At 55.9% G+C, this 24,257-nt stretch carries 21 protein-coding genes; 11 read left to right on the top strand and 10 right to left on the bottom strand.

Translation table 11 applies throughout. The annotated features are described in order from the left end of the window. Positions 1–3: 3 nt before the first annotated feature. The 9 genes from bamA to rpsB all read right to left on the bottom strand — a co-directional run bounded on the left by bamA (position 4) and on the right by rpsB (position 9,843). Positions 4–2,367, bottom strand: a complete 2,364-nt coding sequence (gene bamA / locus ABNH10_RS11320; RefSeq protein ID WP_349386029.1) for an outer membrane protein assembly factor BamA — start codon at positions 2,365–2,367, stop codon at positions 4–6. After that, entirely contained in the window at positions 2,364–3,671 is a 1,308-nt protein-coding gene (gene rseP, locus ABNH10_RS11315) for an RIP metalloprotease RseP (protein WP_349386028.1), read from the bottom strand. The genes bamA and rseP overlap by 4 nt, the downstream gene beginning before the upstream one ends. Further along, positions 3,665–4,879 carry a 1-deoxy-D-xylulose-5-phosphate reductoisomerase gene (gene ispC / locus ABNH10_RS11310; protein WP_349386027.1) on the bottom strand — a complete coding sequence of 405 codons (1,215 nt, stop codon included), beginning with the start codon at positions 4,877–4,879 and terminating at the stop codon, positions 3,665–3,667. Before ispC ends, rseP begins: the two co-directional genes overlap by 7 nt. Beyond that, positions 4,876–5,700, bottom strand: a complete 825-nt coding sequence (locus ABNH10_RS11305; protein WP_349386026.1) for a phosphatidate cytidylyltransferase — start codon at positions 5,698–5,700, stop codon at positions 4,876–4,878. Before ABNH10_RS11305 ends, ispC begins: the two co-directional genes overlap by 4 nt. Further along, entirely contained in the window at positions 5,700–6,482 is a 783-nt protein-coding gene (uppS, locus tag ABNH10_RS11300) for a polyprenyl diphosphate synthase (protein ID WP_349386025.1), read from the bottom strand. The genes ABNH10_RS11305 and uppS overlap by 1 nt, the downstream gene beginning before the upstream one ends. A 76-nt stretch (positions 6,483–6,558) precedes the next feature. Continuing rightward, entirely contained in the window at positions 6,559–7,116 is a 558-nt protein-coding gene (gene frr / locus ABNH10_RS11295) for a ribosome recycling factor (RefSeq protein ID WP_349386024.1), read from the bottom strand. Positions 7,117–7,158: 42 nt separating this feature from the next. Next, positions 7,159–7,896: a UMP kinase gene (gene pyrH, locus ABNH10_RS11290; RefSeq protein WP_349386023.1), complete on the bottom strand. Its 738-nt coding sequence runs from the start codon at positions 7,894–7,896 to the stop codon at positions 7,159–7,161. 244 nt (positions 7,897–8,140) lie between these two features. Next, complete coding sequence (tsf, locus tag ABNH10_RS11285; RefSeq protein WP_349386022.1) at positions 8,141–9,019, bottom strand: translation elongation factor Ts; 879 nt, start codon at positions 9,017–9,019, stop codon at positions 8,141–8,143. A 65-nt stretch (positions 9,020–9,084) separates the two neighbouring features. Then, on the bottom strand, positions 9,085–9,843 hold the full coding sequence (gene rpsB, locus ABNH10_RS11280) for a 30S ribosomal protein S2 (RefSeq protein ID WP_349386021.1): 759 nt from the start codon (positions 9,841–9,843) through the stop codon (positions 9,085–9,087). 298 nt (positions 9,844–10,141) lie between these two features. Here rpsB and map point away from each other — a divergent pair, with 298 nt between their 5' ends. From map to ccoM, 11 genes are all read left to right on the top strand, one after another. Next, positions 10,142–10,936, top strand: a complete 795-nt coding sequence (gene map / locus ABNH10_RS11275) for a type I methionyl aminopeptidase (RefSeq protein ID WP_349386020.1) — start codon at positions 10,142–10,144, stop codon at positions 10,934–10,936. Then, positions 10,937–13,609 carry a [protein-PII] uridylyltransferase gene (locus ABNH10_RS11270; RefSeq protein ID WP_349386019.1) on the top strand — a complete coding sequence of 891 codons (2,673 nt, stop codon included), beginning with the start codon at positions 10,937–10,939 and terminating at the stop codon, positions 13,607–13,609. It begins immediately after the preceding gene. A gap of 4 nt (positions 13,610–13,613) precedes the next feature. Continuing rightward, on the top strand, positions 13,614–14,795 hold the full coding sequence (dapC, locus tag ABNH10_RS11265) for a succinyldiaminopimelate transaminase (protein WP_349386018.1): 1,182 nt from the start codon (positions 13,614–13,616) through the stop codon (positions 14,793–14,795). Between the two features lie 178 nt (positions 14,796–14,973). Next, entirely contained in the window at positions 14,974–15,321 is a 348-nt protein-coding gene (locus tag ABNH10_RS11260; protein ID WP_349386017.1) for an ArsC family reductase, read from the top strand. 88 nt (positions 15,322–15,409) lie between these two features. After that, on the top strand, positions 15,410–16,444 hold the full coding sequence (dapD, locus tag ABNH10_RS11255) for a 2,3,4,5-tetrahydropyridine-2,6-dicarboxylate N-succinyltransferase (protein WP_349386016.1): 1,035 nt from the start codon (positions 15,410–15,412) through the stop codon (positions 16,442–16,444). 91 nt (positions 16,445–16,535) lie between these two features. Further along, on the top strand, positions 16,536–17,669 hold the full coding sequence (dapE, locus tag ABNH10_RS11250; protein WP_349386015.1) for a succinyl-diaminopimelate desuccinylase: 1,134 nt from the start codon (positions 16,536–16,538) through the stop codon (positions 17,667–17,669). A gap of 142 nt (positions 17,670–17,811) precedes the next feature. Then, entirely contained in the window at positions 17,812–18,012 is a 201-nt protein-coding gene (locus ABNH10_RS11245) for a DUF1656 domain-containing protein (RefSeq protein WP_035458361.1), read from the top strand. A 17-nt stretch (positions 18,013–18,029) separates the two neighbouring features. Then, positions 18,030–18,905 carry an efflux RND transporter periplasmic adaptor subunit gene (locus tag ABNH10_RS11240; RefSeq protein ID WP_349386014.1) on the top strand — a complete coding sequence of 292 codons (876 nt, stop codon included), beginning with the start codon at positions 18,030–18,032 and terminating at the stop codon, positions 18,903–18,905. Next, the gene (locus ABNH10_RS11235) at positions 18,886–21,006 is read left to right on the top strand and encodes an FUSC family protein (RefSeq protein WP_349386013.1); all 2,121 of its coding nucleotides are present in this window, start codon (positions 18,886–18,888) and stop codon (positions 21,004–21,006) included. The genes ABNH10_RS11240 and ABNH10_RS11235 overlap by 20 nt, the downstream gene beginning before the upstream one ends. A gap of 143 nt (positions 21,007–21,149) precedes the next feature. Further along, positions 21,150–22,751, top strand: a complete 1,602-nt coding sequence (locus ABNH10_RS11230; RefSeq protein ID WP_349386012.1) for an aldehyde dehydrogenase family protein — start codon at positions 21,150–21,152, stop codon at positions 22,749–22,751. Between the two features lie 100 nt (positions 22,752–22,851). Beyond that, a complete protein-coding gene (gene ccoM / locus ABNH10_RS11225) occupies positions 22,852–22,983 on the top strand; it encodes a cytochrome c oxidase subunit CcoM (protein ID WP_349386011.1) in 132 nt (43 codons plus the stop codon). A gap of 259 nt (positions 22,984–23,242) precedes the next feature. Here ccoM and ABNH10_RS11220 read toward each other — a convergent pair whose 3' ends face one another. Further along, positions 23,243–24,109: a Dyp-type peroxidase gene (locus ABNH10_RS11220; protein WP_349386010.1), complete on the bottom strand. Its 867-nt coding sequence runs from the start codon at positions 24,107–24,109 to the stop codon at positions 23,243–23,245. Positions 24,110–24,257: the final 148 nt, after the last annotated feature.

The following is a 24,257-nucleotide window of genomic DNA, read 5'->3' as shown; positions in this document are numbered from 1 at the left end:
CTCCTAAAAAGTCTGTCCCAGAGAAAATTGGAATACTTCCGTGTCATCGCCGGATTGGTCGTTCAGTGCCTTGGCGAGGTTGAAACTAAGCGGCCCGATGGCCGTGAGCCAAGTCAGTCCAATACCGGCAGAGGTACGCATATCCTGTAACTCAAAGTCCGCGAAAACATCATCGCGCTCGGTTTCAAACACGTTCCCCGCATCCACGAACAGGAACGTTCTCACGCTTCGCGATTCCGCCGCAAAGGGGGTCGGGAAAATCAGCTCCATACTGGCTTCGGTGAGAAAATTGCCACCAATCGGATCCGGACTCGGATCCGTGGTGTTATTCCTAACGTAACTCAACCCCTCAGAGCGCGGACCCAATGAGCGGGACTCATAGCCCCGTACCGAACCAATGCCGCCGGAATAATAGTTTTCGAAGAATGGCAGCACCGTGTCGTCGCCATAGCCATCACCGTAGGCTACGTCGGTACGGGTGCGCAGAGTCCAGCGCTGAGTGATGGGGAAATATTTCTGCCCGGTCCAGTTGAGCTTGTAGAAGCCGTAATCGGAGCCTGGAACCGCTACTTCCAAGCCAAGGGTACTGGACCAGCCGCGGTCCGGAAGAATGCCGCGGTTTAAGGTGCTGGTTTGCAAGGACGCATTGGCCTTGTATTCGTTGAACGTGGTGCCCTCTTCGATCAGGAAGCTGGCAATATCCACGGCCAAAAATTCACCCGTAGTAATGTCTGTTTTCTCGTAGGTAGCGCCAAAGCTCAAGCGCGAATACTCCGATATCGGATAACCAAAACTCACTGACCCCCCCAGGCGATCTGCCGCATAGGAAGCTACCGAGGTTTCATCAAAATCAATTTTTGAGTAGAACAAGCTGAAGCCTCGGCTTACCCCATCCAAGGTGTAGTACGGATTGTAATGAGAGAAGCTGTACGAGTCGCGGATATCGGAACGGCTCATCGCAAACGACACCCGGTTACCGCTGCCGCGCCAGTTATTCTGGGTCACGTTGGCACCGAAGATAAAACCGGAAGCGTCGGAGAAACCCACATTGGCGCCAATGGAACCGGAAGGTTGTTCTTCCACGTTGTAATTCACATCGACCAAGTCATCAGAATTAGGCACCCGCAAGGTGTCGGCTTCGACTACGCTGAAGTAACCCAGACGCTGCAAGCGCTGGCGGGACAAGTCCACCAGAGAGGTGTTCGCCGGTGCCTGCTCGAACTGACGCAACTCACGGCGTAACACTTCATCATCCGTCTTGGCGTTACCACTGAAGTTAATACGACGGACATAGACTTTACGGCCCGGATCCACATAGAACGTCACATCTACCGTGTGGTTTTCGTCATTGGCATTGTGGTCGCGGCCGTTCACCTCCGCAAACGTGTAGCCTTCATTACCCAGGCGACGTTTGATCAAGTCGTTGGTATAGGTCACCAGTTGCTGACTGAACACCTGCCCCTTCTTGACGATCAATAGCGGCTTCAACTGATCTTCCTTCACCACCAGATCACCGGCCAGTTTCACCTCATTGACGGTGTATTGCTCGCCTTCCGCAACGTTCACGGTAATGAAAACACTACGACGGTCCGGGGTTACCGACACCTGAGTCGATTCAATGGAAAAGTTGATGTAGCCACGGTCTAGATAATAGGAGCGCAGGCGCTCTAAATCACCGCCCAGTTTTTCGCGGGAATACTTGTCATCACCCTTGATAAAAGACCAGAATCCCGTGGAATGCAGCTCGAAGTTCTCCAGCAATGCCTCATCATCGAACAACTGGTTGCCCACGATATTAATATTGCGAATGCGGGCAGCTTTGCCCTCGTAAATTTCAATTTTCAGGGCTACGCGGTTACGGGGTAGCGCCACAAACTCGGTCTTTATATCCGCGCCATAACGGCCCTGACTCACATACTGGCGTTCCAGCTCGCCGGCAATGGCCTCCAGGGTAGAGCGCTGAAACACCTCACCCTCCGCCAAGCCGGCTTCAGTCAGCCCCTTGCGCAGATTTTCTTCATCAATAGACTTGTTACCGGATAGTTCGATACGCGCAATACTCGGACGCTCAGCAACGATCACCACCAGATCATCACCATCACGACCCAGCTGCACATCTTCGAAATTCCCGGTGGCAAACAGACGCTGCACCGCACCAACCACCTGCTCGCGGTTAACCGTGTCCCCCGCCTGGATCGGTAGCGCAGTATAGACCCGTTCCACAGGCAGGCGCTGGAGCCCCTCCACTCGGATATCATGGACCTTGAACGGTAGTTTTGTGTCCGCATTTAGCAGTGGCGCTGCCACCAGGCAAAAAACCACTAGCAGGCCCTTCAGGGGGCTGCTCAGAATGTCCCCAAATCTCATGAAAACTGCTTCACCAAGTCGTTGTAAATGGCCAATAACATGAAGCTGACCACGAGCGTCAGCCCAACACCTTGTGCGGCCATCAAGAACCGCTCCGGTAAACTGCGACCGCGAATCATTTCAATGATTCCAAAGAAAATCCAGCCGCCATCAAGCATTGGTACAGGAAGAAGGTTAATTACCCCTAGCGTAATACTGAGGTAAGCCAGCAATGCCAGGAAACTGGCTAGGCCCATAGAGGCACTTTCACCGGCCACTTGGGCGATGGTAATCGGCCCACCCAAATTATCCAGAGAGAGTTTACCGGTAACCAGCTTTACCAAGCTGGCGCCCACCACCTGGACCTGCTCGACAAAACGCCCACCGGCAGCCCCGACGGCACCGAACACACCGAACTCTTGCTGATAAACACCGCCCAGGCCGACACCAATGCGGCCAAAGGTCTCACCATTTTCGGTCAGCGTGGCCGGGACAATCTGAAGCGTTTCCTTACGGGTTCCTCTTAACAGCTCTACCGTCAGAGGCTCCCCTGGTGCCGCCATGATACTTTCCTGCCACTGGTTCCAGCTGAAAACGGGCTTACCGCTCAACCTCAGCACCTGATCGCCCCCTCTCAGCCCGGCCTGCTGCGCCGGGCTGTCGGCCTGAATATCGCCGATCACCACCGCCTGATTCAGCCCCAAGGCCTCCAGCGGCGGCTTATCCAGATCCGCAGACCATGGCGAAGTATCCAGCTCACGGACCGCGGAACCGCCACCCACTTGCTGCACAGTGATCGACAAGGTATCCGGCTCACCCAGATGCAGAATCAATTCATTATAAAACGCACGCCAGCCTTCAAGTTCGGTGTCGCCCACCGACACGATGCGATCACCGGGCAAAAAACCCGCCTGCTCGGCCACGGAACCCGGGGTGACCGGGCCGACAACAGCTTCCAGCCCGCGCTGGCCGTAGCCAAACATCAACATCCAGTAAATGAACAGGGCAAGAATAAAATTGAACACCGGCCCAGCAGCGTAGGTAATCACCCGCTGCCAGGCGGGTTTGCTGGAAAATTCGCCGGGCGCCCCTTCTGCGGTTTCATTTTCGCGCACATCCAGCGGCTTTACATAGCCACCAAGAGGAATCGCGCTGATCACCCATTCGGTGCCCTTTTTATCGGTGAAACGCAGGATTTTCGGACCAAACCCCACAGAAAAGGTCAGCACACGAACGCCAAACGCGCGCATGGCAAGAAAGTGGCCCCACTCATGGAAGGCCACAATGATCACGATGGTGACGACGAATGCCAATAACGTCAGCATCCACGCTCCTTAATCCAGTGACAGGCAAGCTGTCGCGCTTGGCGGTCAATCTCCATAACCGCATCCACATCACGGCAGGCTGGCGCATCCTGTTTATCAAGCGTTCGCGCTACCACATCCGCAATGCCCATAAAATCGAGCTGACCATCCAGAAAAGCGGCCACAGCCTCTTCATTGGCCGCATTTAACACCGCTGTCGCCGTTCCACCAGCGGCCATGGCATCCCGCGCCAAGCCCAGACAAGGAAACCGTTGCAGATCCGGCAATTCGAAATTCAGACCGGCCAAGACTGAAAAGTCCAACCGTTTAGCACCCGACTCCACCCGTTCCGGCCAAGATAGGCCACAGGCGATCGGCGTACGCATATCTGGCATGCCCATCTGAGCCAGCACCGAGCCATCACGGTAAGCGACCATGGAATGAATCACACTCTGCGGGTGTACCACCACATCCACCATGGCGGGCGGCACATCAAACAACCAACAAGCCTCGATAAATTCCAGCCCCTTGTTCATCAGGGTGGCAGAATCCACGGAAATCTTGGGGCCCATATCCCAATTCGGGTGCTTTACTGCCTGTTCAGGGGTCACTGCCTTGAGTTGTTCAGCGGTGAATTGCCGAAACGGGCCACCGGAGGCGGTTAGCAACAAGCGTTCCACACCGGCATTCACCCCTTCTGTTGGCAGGCACTGGAAAATGGCGTTGTGCTCGGAATCCAGTGGTAGCAAGGTGGCACCGTGACGCTTCACCGCATCCATAAATAAAGAACCGGTAACAACCAGCGCTTCCTTGTTGGCCAGCAGCACTCGTTTTCCGGCTTCTACTGCAGCCAACGTGGGGCGCACCCCTGCGGCCCCCACAATACCCGCCACTACGGTATCGGCATCCGGATGGGCAGCCAGTGCCACCAAAGAATCCGGCCCTTCCAGAACCTCTACCTGTGACCCAAGCTCGCGAAGATGGTTCCTAAGAGAGGCTGCTGCGGCAGGGTTGGCCATGGCGGCATAGCGCGGACGCACGGTTTCACAGAGCCTTGCCATGGCCTGCCACTGGGTGCCGGCGGTGACCGCAAAGACCTCGTAGCGCTCCGGGTGGCGCACCACCACGTCCAAGGTTTGCTGGCCGATGCTGCCTGTTGCGCCCAGCAACGTCAGGCGTTGCCTGCCGGTAGCACCAGCGGAGCGAGAGGGGTTCTCAGAAGGTGTCACAAACTGCCCCCTGGCAGGGCAAACCAGTTGAACCCGGCTAACGCAATAGGCATGGCAGCAGTGACGCTATCAATTCGATCCAGCATGCCCCCATGACCCGGTAGAATGGTGCCGCTGTCCTTAAAACCGCGCTCACGCTTCACCATGCTTTCAAACAGATCACCCAAGGCTGAGGCCAGCACCGTTAACAAGGCAACCAGCATCAAGGGCCACAATTGCGCATCCAGCAGCCCTGCGGCATAGACGCCCGCAACCACAGCCAGGGACAAGGCCACACCGCCCAGCAGACCCTCAATGGTCTTGCCTGGGCTCACCCGCGAGGCCAGCTTGTGCCTACCAAAGGCACGACCGGCGAAGTAGGCGCCGGTATCTGCTGCCCACACCCACAGGAGAATGAACATCAAGGCCCAAGGCCCCGCCAGCCCAAGGGCTCCGTTACTTTGCAGTTGCACAATGGCGGCCCATGAAGGCACCAGCAGCAATAACCCTACCATGGCCATTAGTACCGGCCGATACCAGATTTTGGCATTACTGGGATACCCCACCACCAGCACTAACGCCAGTAACCACCATACCGGGATCGCATTGAGCAACCAGGCCGGCTGGAAAGACTCCGCCGCCACCATCACCAGGGCCAATACCGCTACCCAAGCAAGACGTACAGCCATGCTGACCTTGTCCATCATCGCGGCCCATTCCCAGCCGGCCAGAACGAAGAACACTCCGGCGACCAAGGCGAACGACAGGCGATCCAGCCCAAACACGGCGCCCAGCACAATCGGCAACAGCACCAGCGCGGTAATCACGCGCAGTTTTAGCATTATTGTTCTCCGTTCAGGCTGGCCACTTCTTCGCCGGAACGACCAAAGCGTCGCTGGCGGCCAGCATAATCCTGTAACGCTGCATCAAAGGCATCAGCATCAAAATCAGGCCACAGCAGCGGCGAAAAACACAGCTCACTGTAGGCCAGTTGCCATAATAAAAAGTTGCTTATTCTTTGGTCTCCACCGGTACGAATGAGCAAATCCGGGGGCGGCAGGTCCGCCATGGAAAGGTATGGCGCCATAACCTCTGCATTAATCTCGTCCGCCTGCAGCTCACCCTTAGCCACTTTTGCAGCCAATTGGCGTGCTGCATGGGCTATATCCCACTGGCCACCGTAATTCACTGCAATAACCACCGTCATTCGGGCGTTATCCCCGGTCAGGGCTTCGGCTTCCGCCATGCCCTCCTGAAGGCCTTGCCCAAATGCAGTGCGATCGCCAATAAAGCGAATGCGCACACCATGACCATGCAACTCTTCAACCCGGCCACCCAGCGCCTTGAGAAACAAGGTCATCAGATGATCCACTTCCGCCTGGGGTCGGCGCCAGTTTTCCGAGCTAAATGCAAACAGCGTCAACACTTCAAGTCCACGATGTGCTGCCTGGCGAATAATCGCCTGAACCGTGGATTCTCCAGCACGATGCCCCTCTTCACCCGGGACGCCCTGCTTACGCGCCCAACGGTTATTCCCATCCATGATGATGGCCACATGACGAGGAACCACACCCTGGAGGGAATCAATATCGGGGGCACTGGATTGAGGCTGATTGTCGGCCATACTGCATCCGCCAAGAATAAAAACGGGCTGACATGCAGCCCGGGATGTCTTTTCGATCACCGTCCGCCAGAAGCGATCAAACGGTCATCAATTCCTCTTCTTTTTCTTTCAGAACAGCATCCACGTCCGCCACCATCTTGTCGGTGAGCTGCTGAATCTGCTCTTCTCCGCGGCGCTGCTCATCTTCGGAAATTTCTTTTTCCTTGAGCAGCTCTTTCAAGTCGCTATTGGCATCGCGGCGAATATTACGGATGGACACCCGCGCCTGCTCGGCTTCAGCCCGCACAACCTTGACCAAGTCCCGGCGGGTTTCCTCTGTCAGCGGTGGCAGCGGCAGGCGGATCAAGGTGCCAGAGGTGGACGGATTAAGGCCCAGATCAGACATCAGAATAGCACGCTCAATCTGCGGAATTAGAGACTTGTCGAACGGCGAAACCGTCAGCGTTCTGCCCTCTTCCACCGAGATATTGCCCATCTGATTCAGCGGCGTTTCAGCTCCGTAATAATCAATCGTAATATTGTCCAGCAGGCTAGGGTGTGCCCGGCCGGTACGCACCCGCTTCATGGCCGTATCCAGCGCTTCAAGACTCTTTTTCATGCGACTTTGCGCATCACTGCGAATATCGTCAATCACCGTTGTTCCTCGTTTCTATCTAGCGGCTAACAGCAGCGCTTATTATTGCGCCGCTTCTACCAGAGTGCCTTCTTTACCACCCAGCATCAGGTTGAGGAGCGCACCCTTCTTGTTCATATCAAAAACACGCAGCGGCATGGAGTGATCTCGGCACAGACAAATGGCCGTCAGATCCATCACGCCCAGCTTTTTCTCCAACACTTCATCATAAGTCAACGTGTCATATTTAACCGCATCCGGATTCTTCACCGGGTCGTCATTATAAACACCATCGACCTTGGTAGCCTTAAGCACCACATCTGCGCTGATCTCAATGCCGCGCAGGCAGGCCGCAGAATCCGTTGTAAAAAACGGATTACCGGTACCCGCACAGAAGATAACCACCTCACCATTTTTCAAATGACGGTTGGCATTACGATGATCGTAGTGCTCAACCACCCCACTCATGGGGATCGCCGACATTAAACGTGTGCGAATATTGGACCGCTCCAAGGCGTCACGTAGAGCCAGACCATTCATAACTGTGGCCAACATGCCCATATGGTCACCTGCCACCCGGTCTAGGCCGGCGCTCTGCAGGGCCGCGCCCCGGAACAGGTTGCCACCGCCAACGACAAGGCCCACCTGAACACCAATACCGACCAACTGACCGATTTCCAGAGAAATCGCATCCAACACCTTCGGATCGATGCCAAAGCCCTCGTCCCCCGCCAGGGCTTCGCCGCTCAACTTGAGCAAAATACGGTTATAGCGCGGTGAGCGCTCCTTATTCGTCGGCATCTCTTTCTCTCCACCACTCATATGAAACCGCCACCAATGAACAAACTGCCATCGTCAACATTTTCACCGGTCTAAGCCGGCCTTCCGCTGCATTCGAACGCACAAGCCTGAGCTGCATAGCACAGTACCGCCCCGCACGATGGTTGCAAGCGCTTTTCTGTTTTCACCGTTTAACAGGCGAAAAAAACGCCCTGCTGATCAAACCAGCAAGGCGCCTTTTCACATCGAGTCCCGCTAGCCAACCTTAGCCTTTGGCCGCAGCTTCTACTTCAGCAGCGAAATCGACTTCTTCTTTTTCGATACCTTCACCGACAACCAGACGCTCAAACGCGACGATCTCGGCACCGGCTGCCTTAACCAGCGCACCAACGGTGGTATTCGGGTCTTTTACGAACGGCTGGTCCAACAAGCTCACTTCCTTCAGGAACTTGTTGATACGCCCGCCGAGCATTTTCTCAACGATCTCAGCGGGCTTGCCTTCCATATCGGGCTGAGCACGGATGATTTCTTTCTCTTTTTCCAGCACTTCAGCAGGGACCTGATCGCCACTAACAACCATCGGGTTAATGGCAGCCACATGCATGGCCACGTCTTTGCCCAGCTCAGGATCACCCCCTTTCAGGGCGACCAAAACGCCAATACGGCCGCCGTGAACGTAGGCGCCAATAGCGCCTTCCGCTTCCAGCTTGGCAGCGCGGCGGATCTGGATGTTCTCGCCGATTTTCTGAACCAGCGCCTGACGCGCTTCTTCAACAGTAGAACCGTCTTCCAGCTTCAGCTCACCAATCTTGGCCGCGTCGGTTTCAGCAGCATTCAAAGCAGCAACAGCCACCTTGTCGCAGAAACCCAGGAAGTTGTCGTCGCGGGCAACGAAATCGGTTTCAGAGTTGATTTCTACCATTACGGCCACGGTATTCGCGTCGTTAGTAGCAACAACAACACCGCCTTCAGCGGCAGTACGACCGGCTTTCTTGGCCGCTTTGGCCTGGCCGGATTTACGCATATCATCGATGGCTTTTTCGATGTCGCCATCAGCCTCTACCAGCGCCTTCTTGCACTCCATCATGCCAAGACCGGTACGCTCGCGAAGCTCTTTAACCATTGCAGCAGTTACAGCAGCCATGATTATCCTCTTAAATTGGGTATGTTTCGGTAAAGTGGACGAGCCCGAGGCCCGCCTACCATAGATTAACCTTCGGCTTTTTCGCCTGCGGCTTCATCTGCTACCTCGACGAACTCGCTCTCGCCGCCGGTTTGATTCTGGGCATACTGCTTACCTTCCAGAATCACGTCAGCTGCGGCTTTCACATACAGCTGAATGGCACGGATTGCGTCGTCGTTACCGGGAATGACGTAATCAACGCCGTCCGGGTTGGAGTTGGTATCAACCACTGCAACAACCGGGATACCCAGCTTGCGAGCTTCCTGTAACGCGATGTCTTCATGATCAACGTCGATCACGAACAGTGCGTCAGGCAGGCCGCCCATATCCTTGATACCACCGATGGAACGCTCGAGCTTATCCATCTCGCGCTTACGCATCAGGGCTTCTTTCTTGGTCAGTTTGTCAAAAGTGCCGTCCTGGAACTGGGCTTCCAGCTCACGATAACGCTTGATGGACTGACGAATGGTTTTCCAGTTGGTGAGCATGCCACCCAACCAACGGTGATCCACATAGGGCATACCGCAGCGCTGAGCTTCTTCGCTCACCGCTTTCTGCGCTGCACGCTTGGTACCAACAAACAGGATCTTGTTGTTGCTGGCAGCCAGCTTGTTCAGGAACGCCATGGCGTCGTTGAACAACGGCAGGGTCTGCTCCAGGTTAATGATGTGAATCTTGTTGCGGGCGCCGAAGATGTAAGAATTCATCTTCGGGTTCCAGTAACGGGTTTGGTGACCGAAGTGCACGCCCGCTTTCAGCATATCGCGCATAGTTACGCTAGACATTGTTAGTACTCCACTTTGGGTTAGGCCTCCACGCCCCCGCATAAACCCAACCAAATCGGCCTAACTTACAGACCAGAAGGCACCCAGGGCTATGTGACGGGGCATGTGTGATTTCCTTCCCCACTCATCGGCGGTTACAATGCGACACTGTCGCCTGTTGGCCGACGCAGAGCGGGAAAGCGCGCGCTTTATACCACAGCCGCCCCTCACAGGCAACGCAAAGGTGCCTGTCCGGCCTAAATCGTCTTGCCCAAGCCCCGCCCAACTCACTGAAACAGCAGGAGTTTTCCAAATTCTCATGAATGTCGTCATAAAAACCCCCGAACAAATCAGCAAAATGCGCGAAGCGGGCAAGCTGGCCGCTGAAGTCCTGGAAATGATCGGCGAACACGTCAAACCGGGGGTCACCACCGAGGAACTGGATCGCCTCTGTCACGACCATATCGTCAACAAGCAGCAGGCTATCCCTGCCTGCCTAGGCTACGGCGGCGCACCCGGGCGCATGCCATTCCCCAAGTCCGTGTGCACCTCCGTAAATCACGTGGTCTGCCACGGCATTCCCAGTGATCGCAAGGCCCTGAAAACCGGTGATATAGTGAATATTGATGTCACTGTCATTAAAGATGGCTGGCATGGCGACACCTCCAAGATGTTTTATGTGGGTGAGCCCTCCGTCCTTGCGCGCCGACTGGTGAAAACCACCCGTGAATGCATGATGGCGGGCATTCGCATGGTCAAGCCGGGCGTGCAGTTGGGCGACATCGGCCACCGGATCCAAAAAATGGCTGAAGGGGAACGCTTCTCTGTGGTACGTGAGTACTGTGGCCACGGTATTGGTGAAGGTTTCCATGAAGAACCCCAGGTGGTTCACTACGGCAAGCCTGGCACGGGTCTTGAATTGCAAGAAGGCATGGTGTTCACCATCGAACCCATGATTAACGCCGGCAAAGCCGCCAATAAACTGCTGCCCGACGCCTGGACCGTGGTCACCAAGGACCGCAAGCTGTCCGCGCAATGGGAGCACACCATCGCGGTCACCGCTGATGGCTATGAAGTGCTCACCGCTCGCAGCGAAGAAACGGATCTCTATTAAGTGTCACTGCTACCCGCACTCTCCCAGGAAGCCCTGCTTGATGCCCTGCAGGAAAATGCCCAACCCGGTCAATATGCCCGCCAGTACCTAGCGCAGGGCCAGGAGCGGCTAAACCAGGCGTTTGAACACACCAACATTACCGACTTGGTGCATGCCAGGGCAGCGCTGGTCGATCAGGTAATGATCGCGGCCTGGTCACTGTTTGGGCTTGCTGATCGTAACGACGTGGCGCTAGTAGCGGTGGGGGGCTATGGACGCAGAGAACTGCACCCCTGCTCCGATGTGGACTTGTTGGTGCTGCTCGCTGACACCCCAGAGCAAGCTCTTTGTAACAACCTTGAGCGGTTCGTGGCCTTCCTGTGGGATATGGGGCTTGAAATCGGCCACGCTGTGCGGACCCTGGATGAATGCGTGGATTTGGCACGGGATGATATCACGGTAGCCACCAACATCATGGAAGCTCGAACCCTGGCAGGCAACGACACTCTGCGCGGCCAGCTTGAGGATCGTACCGGCCCCGAACACATGTGGGATTCCGCTGCCTTTTTCGCTGCAAAATGGCAGGAACAAACCACCCGCCATAAACGATTCAACGATACCGAATACAACCTAGAGCCGGATCTGAAGAACGCCCCCGGCGGTCTACGTGACGTACAAATGATCGCTTGGGTCGCCAAGCGGCATTTCAACGCCGACAGCCTTGAAGCCCTTGTCAGTGACGGTTTCCTCACCCCGGAAGAATACGGGGTACTGCGCAAGTGCCTAGACTACCTCTGGGAGGTACGTTGGCAACTGCATGTACAAACCGAGCGCAACGAAAACCGCTTATTGTTCGATCACCAGCGTCAACTTGCTGATCGGCTCGGCCACAAGGATTCCAGTGCCAACCTGGCGGTGGAACATTTCATGAAAGGCTTCTACCGGGTCGCCTTAGCCTTATCGGTTCTCAACGAAATGTTGCTGCAGCTTTTTGACGAAGTCATTTTAAGCAGCAACACCCAAGAGCAGGTTCGCCCGCTCAATCGTCGTTTTCAGGTACGCAACGACTATCTGGAAATTAGCAGCCCCGATGTTCTCGAACAACACCCCAGCGCCCTGCTGGAGGCTTTCGTTCTCATGGCCCAAAACCCGGATCTGAAGGGTATTCGTGCCTCCACTGTGCGTGCGCTGATCTACCACCGCCGCCAAATCAACGATGCCTTCCGCAACGACCCGACTAACACCAGCCTGTTCATGCAACTGCTGCGCAGCCCCCATGCCCTGTTCTCACAACTGCGGCGCATGAAGCGCTATGGCATCCTGGGCAAGTACCTGCCGGAATTTGGCGGCATCATCGGCATGATGCAGTACGATCTTTTCCATATTTATACCGTGGATGCGCACACCCTACTGGTGATCAAAAACATGCGCCGGTTGCGCTACGAAGATCTGCGCGAAGAATTCCCCCTGGCAAGTGAAGTGTTCTATCGCTTGCCCAAACCAGAGCTGTTGTACGCCTCTGGCCTCTACCATGATATTGCTAAAGGGCGCGGTGGCGACCATTCCGAACTCGGGGCGGTTGACGCCATCGCCTTCTGCCAGCGCCACGGTCTCACCGCGTGGGACGGCAAGCTGGTAGCATGGCTGGTGCGTAACCACCTGACCATGAGTGTGACCGCCCAGCGCAAAGATATATCGGATCCCGACGTGGTCTACGATTTCGCCCGAAAGGTGGGCGACCTGGTGCACCTGGATTACCTCTATGTGCTTACCGTAGCGGACATTAACGCCACCAACCCCAGCCTGTGGAACTCCTGGCGCGCCTCGCTGCTGCGCCAGCTATATACCGAGACCAAGCGCGCCCTGCGCCGCGGCCTGAATAACCCGGTAGAAAAACAGGACTGGATCGACGAAACCCGCGACGCCGCCCTTCGTCTCCTCACTGACCGAGACCATGATGGCCCCGAGATCGAAGCGTTATGGGCCAACATCGGTGACGAATATTTCCTGCGTGAAACCCCACGAGATATTGCCTGGCATACCGAAGCCCTGCTGGACAGGGAAGATCCTAAAGACCCGTTGGTTTTAATCCGTGAATCCAGCCAAAGCGTACTGGCCGGGGGATCACAGATCTTCATTTATACTCCCGACACCCGCAACCTGTTCAGCGCCACAGTGAACGCCCTGGACAGCCTGGGCCTAACCATTATGGACGCACGCATTATAACCAGCGTGGATGGCTTCAGCCTGGATACCTATATCGTGCTGGATGAACACGGCACTCCCATTGGCGAGGACTGGGCGCGCATAGAACAGATCCGCAAAACGCTCACCGAGACATTGAAATACCCGGATCGTTATGGCACCACCGTTAGCCGCCGCATGCCCCGGCGCAATAAACACTTTGATGTACCCACCCAAGTAGTGATCAGCAACGACATCATCAATGATCGTACTGCCGTGGATATCCAGACTCTGGACCGGCCTGGGCTGCTAGCCCATATCGGGCGCATTTTCATGCGCTTTGAAATCCTGGTACAAAATGCCCGCATTGCCACTTTGGGGGAACGCGCCGAAGACGTTTTCTTCATTACGGATCTTGATGGTGAACCGGTTTCCGACCCAACGTTATGTCAAGAACTCCAGCAAACCCTCAAGCAAGAACTCGACGACAAGAACAGCGGAAATACCTGACACTATGAATCCAGATCTGGAACGGTTGCACCCCTACCCGTTTGAAAAGCTCAAAGCCCTGTTCAGCGACTTGCCCCCATCAGACAAGTCGCCCATTGCCTTATCTATCGGGGAACCCAAACACCCGTCACCGGATTTCGTGCAGCAGGTACTAAAAGATACCACGGCACGGTTATCCAACTACCCGACCACCGCTGGCCTCCCGGAATTAAGTGAAGCCATCGGCGAATGGCTGAAACGCCGTTTTCATCTGCAAAGCATTAACCCCACCAGCCAGGTACTGCCTGTCAACGGCACCCGTGAAGCGCTTTTTTCTTTCACTCAAGCCGTAGTCGATCGCCAACGACAGCCGTTGGTGCTAATGCCCAACCCCTTCTACCAAATCTACGAAGGGGCCACGCTACTGGCAGGCGGCGAACCCATGTACCTGCCGTGTACCGATGCCAGCGGCCTGCAGCCCGATTTCGATGCTGTCAGCGAAGACACCTGGATGCGTACCCAGCTGCTGTTCATCTGCACTCCGGGTAATCCCACCGGCGCTACACTCAGTAAAGCCCAACTCAAAGCCCTGATACAGCTGGCAGATAAATACGATTTTGTCATTGCATCAGACGAGTGCTACTCCGAAATCTATCGGGATACACCTCCGGTTGGACTACTGGAAGCTTGTGCAGAACTGGGTCGCCATGATTATCGCCGCTGCGTGGTCTTTCATTCCCTATCGAAACGGTCAAATCTGCCAGGCTTACGCTCAGGCTTTGTCGCTGGTGACAACGAAGTGCTTAAGCAATTTCTGCGTTACCGCACCTACCACGGCTGCGCCATGCCCATCCAGCATCAGCTGGCTAGCATTGCCGCCTGGAATGATGAGGAACACGTGCAAACTAACCGCACCCTCTACCGGGAAAAGTTTGATGCGGTACTGGACATTCTTGGCGACCCCCTTAAGGTATCCGCCCCGGAAGCCGGATTCTACTTATGGCCTCAAACGCCCATCAGTGACGAAGAGTTCGCCCAACGCCTGCAGGCTGAATACAACGTCACAGTGCTTCCCGGGCGTTATTTGTCACGCACTATTGAGGGCAGCAACCCAGGGCAGAACCGGATTCGCATGGCGTTGGTTGCACCGCTAGAAGAGTGTATTGAAGGCGCCAAACGCATCAAGGCACTGCTAGATACGTTGTGAGCGCCAAACCGCGAGCTGCAGAGCTGCAACCCGAAGTAAGGCTTGCAATGATCTGCCACGCACTGCACTGCCCACGTACAGGCAATGCGGTAGATCGCATCGACTATGCTGACGTACACAGCAATGTATCGCGTTGGGACTTACCCGTTAACGCTTGTCGCTAGCACAAGGACTAAACATGGAACTGACCGTCTTTGGTATCAAGAACTGCGATACCATGAAGAAAGCCATGAAATGGCTGGATTACAACGGCGTGACCTATCACTTTCACGACTACAAGAAAGAAGGCGTGCCGGAACAACGGTTACGCCAATGGCTGGAAGCCCTGGGCTGGGAAACCGTGATCAACAAACGCGGCACCACCTGGCGTAAACTGGACGATGCGGTCAAGGAATCCATGAACACAGAAAAGTCCGTCAATCTGGCCATGGAAAACGCGTCTGTCATCAAACGTCCGATTTTGCAGAACAACGATTTCATTCTCGCCGGCTTCAAGGCCGACGAGTGGGAAGCCACATTGAAATAACGCCGGACGCCCAGCCGGATGCCCGACGCGGCCTAAACCAGCGTCCGGCCTCCTGCATCAGGCCTCCAGCTCGACGTCAGGAGACATCATGAGTAATTTTTTCGCCATCGCACTGGGTTGCGGCACCAAGAACCGTAACGACAACTGGCTCGAAGTTTTTTACCCCGATCCGGCCATTACCCCGGACGACAATCTGATCGAAGTAATTCGCGACGAGCTGGATTACCAGGGCGGCAACGCGGCCATGGAACTGACCCATCGCCAGGTTCAGCATATTGCCCGCGAATGGCGCGAAGCCGGTTTTGAGCACGAAGCCAGCTATGCCGTGGCGTTTCAGGAATCCGATCGCCCGGTGGTGCTGACCATACTGGAAACAGACGCCGAGCCCGCCACCACCCCGGAAGCCTATCTCAAGCTGCACCTGATCTCGCATCGCCTGGTGAAACCTCACGGCGTTAACCTGTCCGGTATGTTCCCGCTGCTGCCTAATGTAGCCTGGACTAATGAAGGGGCCGTGGATCTTGAAGAGTTGCCCGAGCGCCAACTGCTGGCCCGCCTAAACGGCAAGGTGCTGGAAGTGAACAGCGTGGACAAGTTCCCCAAGATGACCGACTACGTGGTCCCCGCCGGTGTCCGTATCGCCGATACCTCCCGGGTTCGCCTGGGCGCCTACGTGGGCGAAGGCACCACCATCATGCACGAAGGCTTTATCAACTTTAACGCCGGCACCGAAGGCCCGGGCATGATCGAAGGCCGTATCTCCGCCGGCGTATTTGTGGGCAAAGGCTCCGATATCGGCGGTGGAGCCTCCACCATGGGCACCCTGTCTGGCGGTGGCAACATCATTATCTCTCTGGGCGAAGGCTGTTTGCTGGGCGCCAATGCCGGCACCGGTATCCCGCTGGGCGATCGCTGCACCATCGAAGCCGGCTTGTACATCACCTCCGGCTCCAAGGTGCAACTGCTGGACGACAAGGGCGAGATCGTTAACACGGTCAAAGCACGCGACTTGGCTGGCCAGTCCGACCTGCTGTTTCGCCGCAACACCACCAACGGTGCCGTGCAATGTCTCACCAACAAAAGCGCCATCGCCCTGAACGAAGAGCTGCATAAGCACAACTAAAAAAACAACAAGCGGTAAGCCTCAAACTACAAGCGGGTCTCCCCCTGTTTGCTAGCTTGTCGCTTGCAGCTTGCGGATTGGAGCTGATTTCATGTCCCGCACCCTCGACTACACCAAGGAACTCATCCGCCGCGCGTCTGTTACGCCTGAGGACGAAGGCTGTCAGGAATGGATGATCGAAAAACTGGAAGCGCTGGGGTTCGAGTGTGAAACCCTGTGGTTTGAGGAAGTGCGGAACCTGTGGGCTCGTCGCGGCAAGCAGGGGCCGTTATTCGCCTTTGCTGGCCATACCGATGTGGTGCCCACCGGTGATGTGTCTGCGTGGAAGTACGACCCTTTCACGCCCACCGAAGAGGGCGACCTGCTGTACGGGCGTGGGACTGCAGATATGAAAGGTTCCATCGCCGCCATGATGGTGGCCATGGAAGATTTTATCGCCGCCCACCCGGACCATAACGGCAGCCTGGCGTTTCTGATTACCGCTGACGAAGAAGGCCCGTCAGTGAACGGTACCGTCAAGGTGGTGGAGCACCTGGAAGCCCGTCAGGAACACATGGATTACTGCCTGGTGGGCGAACCGTCCTCCACCAACACCGTAGGTGACGTGATCAAGAACGGTCGTCGCGGTTCGCTGGGCGCAAAGCTCACCGTAAAAGGCATCCAAGGGCACGTGGCCTACCCGCATTTGGCCCGCAACCCGGTTCATGATGTGGCGCCTGCGCTTGCAGAGCTGGCAACGACCGAATGGGATCAGGGCAACGCTTTTTTCCCTGCCACCAGTTTCCAGATTTCCAATATCAATGGTGGCACCGGTGCCACCAACGTGATTCCCGGCAGCTGCGAAATCATTTTCAATTTCCGTTTTTCCACCGAGCTCACCGACGCCATTCTGCGCGAACGCACGGAGGCGATCTTTGCCAAACATGGCCTTGATTATGACCTGAAATGGACCCTGTCCGGCCAGCCGTTTCTCACCGATCGCGGCGCGCTGGTAGATGCAGCGGTGGGCGCCATCCGTGATGTCACTGAGCTGGACACCGAACTGTCCACCGCCGGCGGCACCAGCGATGGTCGTTTTATCGCCCCCACCGGCACCCAAGTGGTGGAGCTGGGCCCCACCAACGCCACCATTCACAAGGTGAACGAACACACAAGCATCAGCGAACTGGACACCCTAACGCGGATCTATCAGCGTTTGCTCCAACACCTGATGACCACTGGCTAAAACCTGCCCCATAATGCTGCGCGGCCTGCCTGAAATAGCCGACTGAAATCAACCCGATTCTATCAAGCAGCCGCAGCATCCGGCTACAAATTCAGGCAAACTGCCCCTACTATAAACGTGTTATCACGGATCGGGAGGCACCATGTGGCTGCATGAAATCCCAGTGGGCGGCATGCTGTTCAGTCCTATGGTATTGCTGGTGCTGCTGTCGCTGGCTCTTACCTTTATGTCCTACTTGTTACTTCGACAACTAGGCTGGCACCGCCAGGTCTGGAAAGGCGCCTGGTTCTACCTTTCCCTTTTTGTCTGTTTCGTTGCCCTTTCCCTGCGACTACTGAGCTGACTGAGATAAGGCCCCTCATGCAACAAACACTTCGAATATTACTTACCGTGGTTCTGGTCATTCTCGCCCTGATCGCCGGGCACTGGGTGTGGAATTATTACCTCTATGCACCCTGGACCCGAGACGGCAAAGTACGTGCAGAGATCATCACACTCTCCCCAGATGTCTCTGGTTGGGTGCGCGAACTCAATATCGAAGATAACCAGAGAGTGAGCCGGGGCGACCCGTTGTTCCGTATCGACGACACCCGCTACCAGGCCGCACTTGCCAAAGCCGAAGCCCAGCTGCTTTATCAACAAGAAGCCCTGCGGCTCGCGCAGCACCAGTATCAACGTCGCAAGAATTTGCATCGCAGTAATAACAACAGCATTAGTAAAGAGGCACTAGAAAGCGCGCACATACAGTCGCAACTGGCCAAAGCTAACGTGGCCCTGGCCCAAGCAGAGCTGGACAGCGCCAGCATCAATCTCGAACGCACCCGCATTCACGCCCCCGCCGACGGCACCATCGTTAACCTGTCACTTCAACAGGGAAATTTTGTCAACCAAGGCAGCCCGGTACTCTCCTTGGTGAAAGCCAACAGCTTCTATGTCACCGGCTATTTTGAAGAAACCAAATTACCGTTGGTCCACGTGGGCCAGGACGCCTCAGTGATTCTCATGAATGGTTCGCGAGCCCTGCAGGGGAAAGTGACCAGCGTAGGCCAAGCTATCGCCAACGCTAACACCCAAGCCGACCGCCAACTACTTCCCCAGGTACAGCAAACCTTTAACTGGGTGCGGCTGGCGCAACGCATCCCGGTGCACATCAAACTGACATCCGTGCCCGATGATCTCCTGCTAGCCGCCGGCATGACGGCCACCGTGCGTCTGTATGACGAAGAGCCTGAGTGACGCTTTCGTGATGACGTTGCCTCCTCGTCTTGCCGTCCTCCTGACACCGGAGCGTCACTCAGTGCTCTTTGCGCTCAAGGGCATTATTGCCATGGGGCTGGCTCTTTACCTGGCCATGCTCATGCAACTTGAGCGCCCCTACTGGGCGCTTATTTCTGCGGTATTCCTGCAAGTCCGCCCGGAAACCGGGCTGGTGATTGAAAAAGGGCTGTGCCAGATTGGCGGTACCTTGGTGGGCGGGGCCATGGGCCTGCTGATTCTCGCCACCCTGCTGCCTTACCCCTTTATTGCACTATTGGCGCTGACTCTGTGGATCGGCCTCAATGCAGCCGCCTCAGCCTGGGTACGGCAAGCCAATTTTATTTATGGTTTTGCCATGGCGGGGATCACCGCCACCCTGATTGTGGTGATTTCCATCGCCAACCCGACCAGCACCTCTAGCGTAAGCATTTTTCATGTGGCCAATGCCCGGATTAGCGAAATCATTGTTGGCGCAGTCTGTGCGACCCTAGTGAGCAATCTGCTGTGGCCAGCCCGGGTTAGTCACTTGCTGCAAAAACATGCCAGAGGCGCGCTCAACCAGACCCTGGCTTACCTGGAGCTGGAACTAAACCCGACAGGCACCCACACCCAACGACATGCACAAGTCGATGCCCTACTACAGCGCATTTTCCCACTCAGTGATGACAGCAGCGCTGTCATGTACGAAGGCGCTCAGGGGCCGGGCCGGGCACGGGCCGCCACCGTCATCTGTCACAAGACGCTATCACTGATTGCACGCATACGCGTTATTGGTCGCCTGATGCGCAACCACAGTGAACTCCTCACACCTGCTCTGCAGGACATGCTCGATTCACTGCGGCTTTCCTTCAAGCGGATGCGCGAAACCGATTCCGCCGACGCCGCCATGGAAGAAGTGCAACACCTGCGCCAGCAATTGCGAAACGCAAGTAGCGAGCAAAGCGACGACGCCCCCCCGCTTCAGCGGCGTTTTTTTCAGGTAGCCCTAAACCTGACCGCCGACATTATTCTTGCCCTGGAAGCCAACCGGGCACTGCATTTCAGCAAAGAAATGCAACTGCGCCCGCAGGCTCTCAAGCCCTACCGGGATGTACAAATTGCCGCTGCCGTGGGTATCCGCAGTGCCTTGGTATTCATGATTGCCGCCGGCCTCTGGATCGGCACAGCTAGCCCCATGGCCATCATGCTGATGATCATGCCGGTGATCTTCACCATCCTTTTTGCCCGCCTGCCAGAACCGGACCGGGTGTTGCGTCGGGCCGCGACCACCTCGGTACTGGCCACCCCGGTTGCCCTGTTCTTCACCTTGCCTCTGCTGGCCCTCAGCAACGGCGATTTTCCGCTACTAATCCTGATTCTTGGCGCCCCCCTGTTCGTAGCACTACTGGCCATTAGTAACCCCACCACCCTGGCCTACGGATTGGGGTTTTGCACCCCTTACATTATTCTGGTGCAACCGGGTAACGCCATGGATTTCGATGTGGCCCGGGTGGCCAGTAACGGCTTGGCAATCACCGGCGGCATCTTCATTGCCTTCATGATGTTTCGGCTGATTACTCCACCCAGCGGGCCAAGCCTGCGCCGACGACTCATTCGCGAAACCGCTGCTGACCTAACGTTAATCGGCCATCACCGTATTAAAGAGGAAGGCTTCAATGCCCGTATGGCGGACCGCCTTCGTTGGCTCACCATCTGCGACAAGGCACTGCCCGAAGAACGACGGCACTTTACTGACCTGGGGCTGACAGGCCTTAACTTGGGCCAGGTCTCGCTATGGGTACAAGGACGCATTCACACCCAGGCGCCGGTCGCCTTGCTGGCCTGCGCGGCCCAGTGGCAGCAGTCTCTGGCTGATGCCTACCAGGCCTGCGCCCAAGGGCATTGCGATAGCCGTTTTCGCGACAACTCTGAACGCCTAAAAATCGCCATGGCCCAGGCCGGTAATCTGGAACAGCGAAATCAGGAGTTGGTTGCTGGCGCGGTAGAACGCATCGCCCTTACCTTCGAACGCATGGCCTCACGCATGGCCCGCACCGCAGAGCCAGACGGTGCCTCAGCCAACAGCACTGTAAGGCGCTAGAACCCCATCGCCTAAAGGCATAAAATTACTGGTGAGAAGCTCTAGCCAGCGTGTCTACTCTGTGTTTCTCTAGCCTTCTTCCCTGTATCACTAATACGCCTGCGGGCCGCCCTGGCGACCCGCCATGATGGAGCCCCCTTCACATGACCGTACAAGAGAAATTGACTGCCAACGTAGTGGTCGACACCAACCCCGCCACCGGCACTGCCGTTGCAGAGTTGAGCGAAACCAATCTGGATGCGTTGCCACAAATGCTGAGCAAAGCCCGGCAAGCGCAAGCTATTTGGGCGGCCAAGTCTTTCAAGGAAAGGGCTCGCCATATTCAGATGATGCGCAGCTACATTGTCGACCGCGCCGATGACCTGGCCCGTACCATCAGCGAAAGCAACGGCAAAACACTCACAGATGCCTTGGCGACGGAAGTATTGCCCTGTGCGCTGGCCTGCAAATGGTATGCAAAAAATGCTGAGCATTACCTGCAAGAGCGTAACCGCCCTGTAGGCAGCCTCTTATTCTTCAACAAACGCACCCATATGTTACGGGTACCGCTAGGTGTAGTAGGTATTATCAGCCCTTGGAACTATCCGCTATCAATTCCTTTTGGCGAAATCGTCATGGCCTTGATGGCCGGCAACGGCATTATGCTAAAAGTGGCTGCCGCCACCCCTGCGGTAGGCCGGGCCATTGAGCAAATCGTCGCCGCTGGTGAACTCCCTGAAGGCCTGTTTCAGCACATCGTCGGCTCTGGTTCAAAGGTCGCCACCGGCTTTTTCGATAATGGCATCAATAAGCTTTTCTTTACTGGCTCGGTCCCCGCAGGCAAAACGTTGATGGCTCAAGCAGCTAAAACGCTGACTCCCGTCTCACTGGAGCTAGGCGGTAACGACCCGATGCTGGTACTGGAAGACGCAGATCTGGAGAGAGCCACCAACGGTGCCGCATGGGGCGGCTACCAAAATGCCGGGCAAAGCTGTGGCGGCGTGGAACGCGTTTATGTAGTGGATGCCGTATACGACCAGTTCGTGGATCTACTGGCCAAGAAAACACGTCAGCTGCGCCACGGCATTGGGTGCAACGGTTTTGATGTGGATATCGGCAGCCTGACTACCGCAGGCCAACTGCGTACGGTTCAACAGCATGTGGAAGACGCGCTCGCTAAAGGCGCTCGCATTGAAGCCCAGTCCCGCCCCGTGGGTAATGTAGAAAACGGTTTCTTCTTCCCTGCCACCCTGCTCACCCAGGTCACCGATGACATGCTCACCATGTGTGATGAAACCTTCGGCCCCTTAATCGCTGTGCAGCGTGTAGCCAATGAAGAAGAGGCCATTCGCAAAGCCAATGATTCAAACTTGGCCCTGACCTCTTCAGTCTGGACAAAAAATAACAAGCGTGGCCGTGCCATCGCCGCACAGTTGCAAACGGGTGTTACCACCATCAATGATCATCTCTACAGCCACGGCTTGTCCGAAACCCCTTGGGGCGGCTGGAAAGAATCGGGCATTGGCCGTACCCACGGCCCGGAAGGCTTGGAAGAAATGACCCAGGCAAAAGTAGTAAACTGGGATATTTTGCCGTCCAAACGCAATATCTTCTGGTACCCGTTTGATCAGGCCACCTATAACGGTATCAAGAATGCCTTGCTTTTCGTCTTCCCTTCCGGGGTCGGCCAGTGGCTCAGCGCTTCGCTCAAGCTTACCCCCTTCTTGGTGAAGAAAATGTTCACTGGCTGGAAAACCGGCGACTGAAGGTCGCGGTAGTGCCCGCAAAAGCAGGCCTATTGATCTGTATCACATTGATCCTCTCTGAATCTGTCACGCTAGCCAGACAGGTTAGGGAGGATTTTTTATGTATATGGATACCGTGGTTTTAGCAGGAATCGCAGTGATTGTAGGCATTCTACTCTTCGCCGGGTGTTTCGCCCTGTTTATCTGGCTTGATGCCGGTAATGAAGACACCACACAGAGCGAAAAGGACTAACTCCGCCCTTATCTCGCGCGCAAGAACGGCGGGGGTGGGCTCACGGCCATTCTCCCCCCTGGGGTCTCAGAAAAATGACTTGCGGACTCGGCGTGGCCCTCAAGTGTGCCGTTGTTACAGTTTTTAGACAGATACATCAGCACGCCTTAAAAAATGCGCCCTCTTTACCGTGGGCGAGGACTAACCAGCCTGAAAGGCTGAAGCTTGCAAGGCGCATCTTAGTGGCGCCCAAACAGAATCCCCCCAAGCAACCGTTGAATCAGAGCGCCTCCAGCCAATCCTGTGACGGGGCATACCACCAGGACCCCATCACCGGGCGAGTAAAGTCCAGTAGAAGATCTTTCACTGAGTCATCCGCGATGCCAAACATGCGGCGTAGCAAAAAGTCGTAACGGTCCAACTCGCAACAGAACGCCAAAAAATACAGACCATGCTGGCCGCTGTCGCCATAGGGGACCGAGCGGCGCCACATTTTTTGCGCTACACCGTCACGGTCCACATCCACGCGCCCAACGTGGGCATCCGTGGGCATGCGCTCATCGTCAAATTCCACGGCATCTTCTTTGGTCCGACCAAACACATTCTCCTGCTCACTGACCGGTAACCGGTTAAACTTGTCCAAGTCGTGAATCCATTTCTGAGTGAGCACCCAGCTCCCCCCCGCACCGGGGTGAGGTTCAGCGATAAAGGCAGCCTTTTCTGCCTTTTCACCGGTGGGGTTACCAATGCCGTCCACGAAACCTGTTAAGTCTCGCATGTCGTGGTACACAAAGGCCGTCAACTCAAGCTGAGTAGCAAGTAAATCACCCACCGCCTTGCGCACCTGCATGGCAGTATCGAATAGATCACCAGACTCTTTAGCCTGAACCCACACCCATAAATCCCCCTGGGTGGCCGGGATATGCCCCTCCAAGGAAAACGCGGGAAAGCTAAAGCGGGAATCAAGGCAGGCCCAAAGGTCTGGCCCGAAAGCCAGCAGAACCGGGGCTTGCTCATTTTTCAGCGCGACAAGTTCCCGTAGTGCTTGGCGTAATGTCTCCAGCTCAAGGCCACTACCAAGGCTAAATTCGAAGAACAGGTGATGGGCATAACTACGGTCAAAAATACCGGTTTGCGGTGTCGACACCGAAGGCTCCTTTGCGCTATTCATAAACAGGAATAAATTCGCACAATAATAGCAGGTCCAGTCAAAGCAGACTCCTTCAACACGAAAACCCAGTCCACCGCACACTGAGTGCAATAGTTTTGAAACAAATTGAAATAGCCGCTGGTGT

The sequence above is a fragment of the Alcanivorax sp. genome, assembly GCF_040119285.1.
Taxonomy (GTDB): Bacteria; Pseudomonadota; Gammaproteobacteria; order Pseudomonadales; family Alcanivoracaceae; genus Alcanivorax.
The sequence above is the reverse complement of the archived record's forward strand: the minus strand, read 5'-3'. Positions and strand labels throughout refer to the sequence as shown.

Coding starts and splice junctions, on each gene's coding strand:
- bamA (WP_349386029.1), bottom strand. CDS start 2,367: ATGAGATTTGGGGACATTCTGAGCAGCCCCCTGAAGGGCCTGCTAGTG.
- rseP (WP_349386028.1), bottom strand. CDS start 3,671: ATGCTGACGTTATTGGCATTCGTCGTCACCATCGTGATCATTGTGGCC.
- ABNH10_RS11305 (WP_349386026.1), bottom strand. CDS start 5,700: ATGCTAAAACTGCGCGTGATTACCGCGCTGGTGCTGTTGCCGATTGTG.
- uppS (WP_349386025.1), bottom strand. CDS start 6,482: ATGGCCGACAATCAGCCTCAATCCAGTGCCCCCGATATTGATTCCCTC.
- pyrH (WP_349386023.1), bottom strand. CDS start 7,896: ATGCCGACGAATAAGGAGCGCTCACCGCGCTATAACCGTATTTTGCTC.
- tsf (WP_349386022.1), bottom strand. CDS start 9,019: ATGGCTGCTGTAACTGCTGCAATGGTTAAAGAGCTTCGCGAGCGTACC.
- rpsB (WP_349386021.1), bottom strand. CDS start 9,843: ATGTCTAGCGTAACTATGCGCGATATGCTGAAAGCGGGCGTGCACTTC.
- map (WP_349386020.1), top strand. CDS start 10,142: ATGAATGTCGTCATAAAAACCCCCGAACAAATCAGCAAAATGCGCGAA.
- dapC (WP_349386018.1), top strand. CDS start 13,614: ATGAATCCAGATCTGGAACGGTTGCACCCCTACCCGTTTGAAAAGCTC.
- ABNH10_RS11260 (WP_349386017.1), top strand. CDS start 14,974: ATGGAACTGACCGTCTTTGGTATCAAGAACTGCGATACCATGAAGAAA.
- dapD (WP_349386016.1), top strand. CDS start 15,410: ATGAGTAATTTTTTCGCCATCGCACTGGGTTGCGGCACCAAGAACCGT.
- dapE (WP_349386015.1), top strand. CDS start 16,536: ATGTCCCGCACCCTCGACTACACCAAGGAACTCATCCGCCGCGCGTCT.
- ABNH10_RS11245 (WP_035458361.1), top strand. CDS start 17,812: ATGTGGCTGCATGAAATCCCAGTGGGCGGCATGCTGTTCAGTCCTATG.
- ABNH10_RS11240 (WP_349386014.1), top strand. CDS start 18,030: ATGCAACAAACACTTCGAATATTACTTACCGTGGTTCTGGTCATTCTC.
- ABNH10_RS11235 (WP_349386013.1), top strand. CDS start 18,886: ATGACGAAGAGCCTGAGTGACGCTTTCGTGATGACGTTGCCTCCTCGT.
- ABNH10_RS11230 (WP_349386012.1), top strand. CDS start 21,150: ATGACCGTACAAGAGAAATTGACTGCCAACGTAGTGGTCGACACCAAC.
- ccoM (WP_349386011.1), top strand. CDS start 22,852: ATGTATATGGATACCGTGGTTTTAGCAGGAATCGCAGTGATTGTAGGC.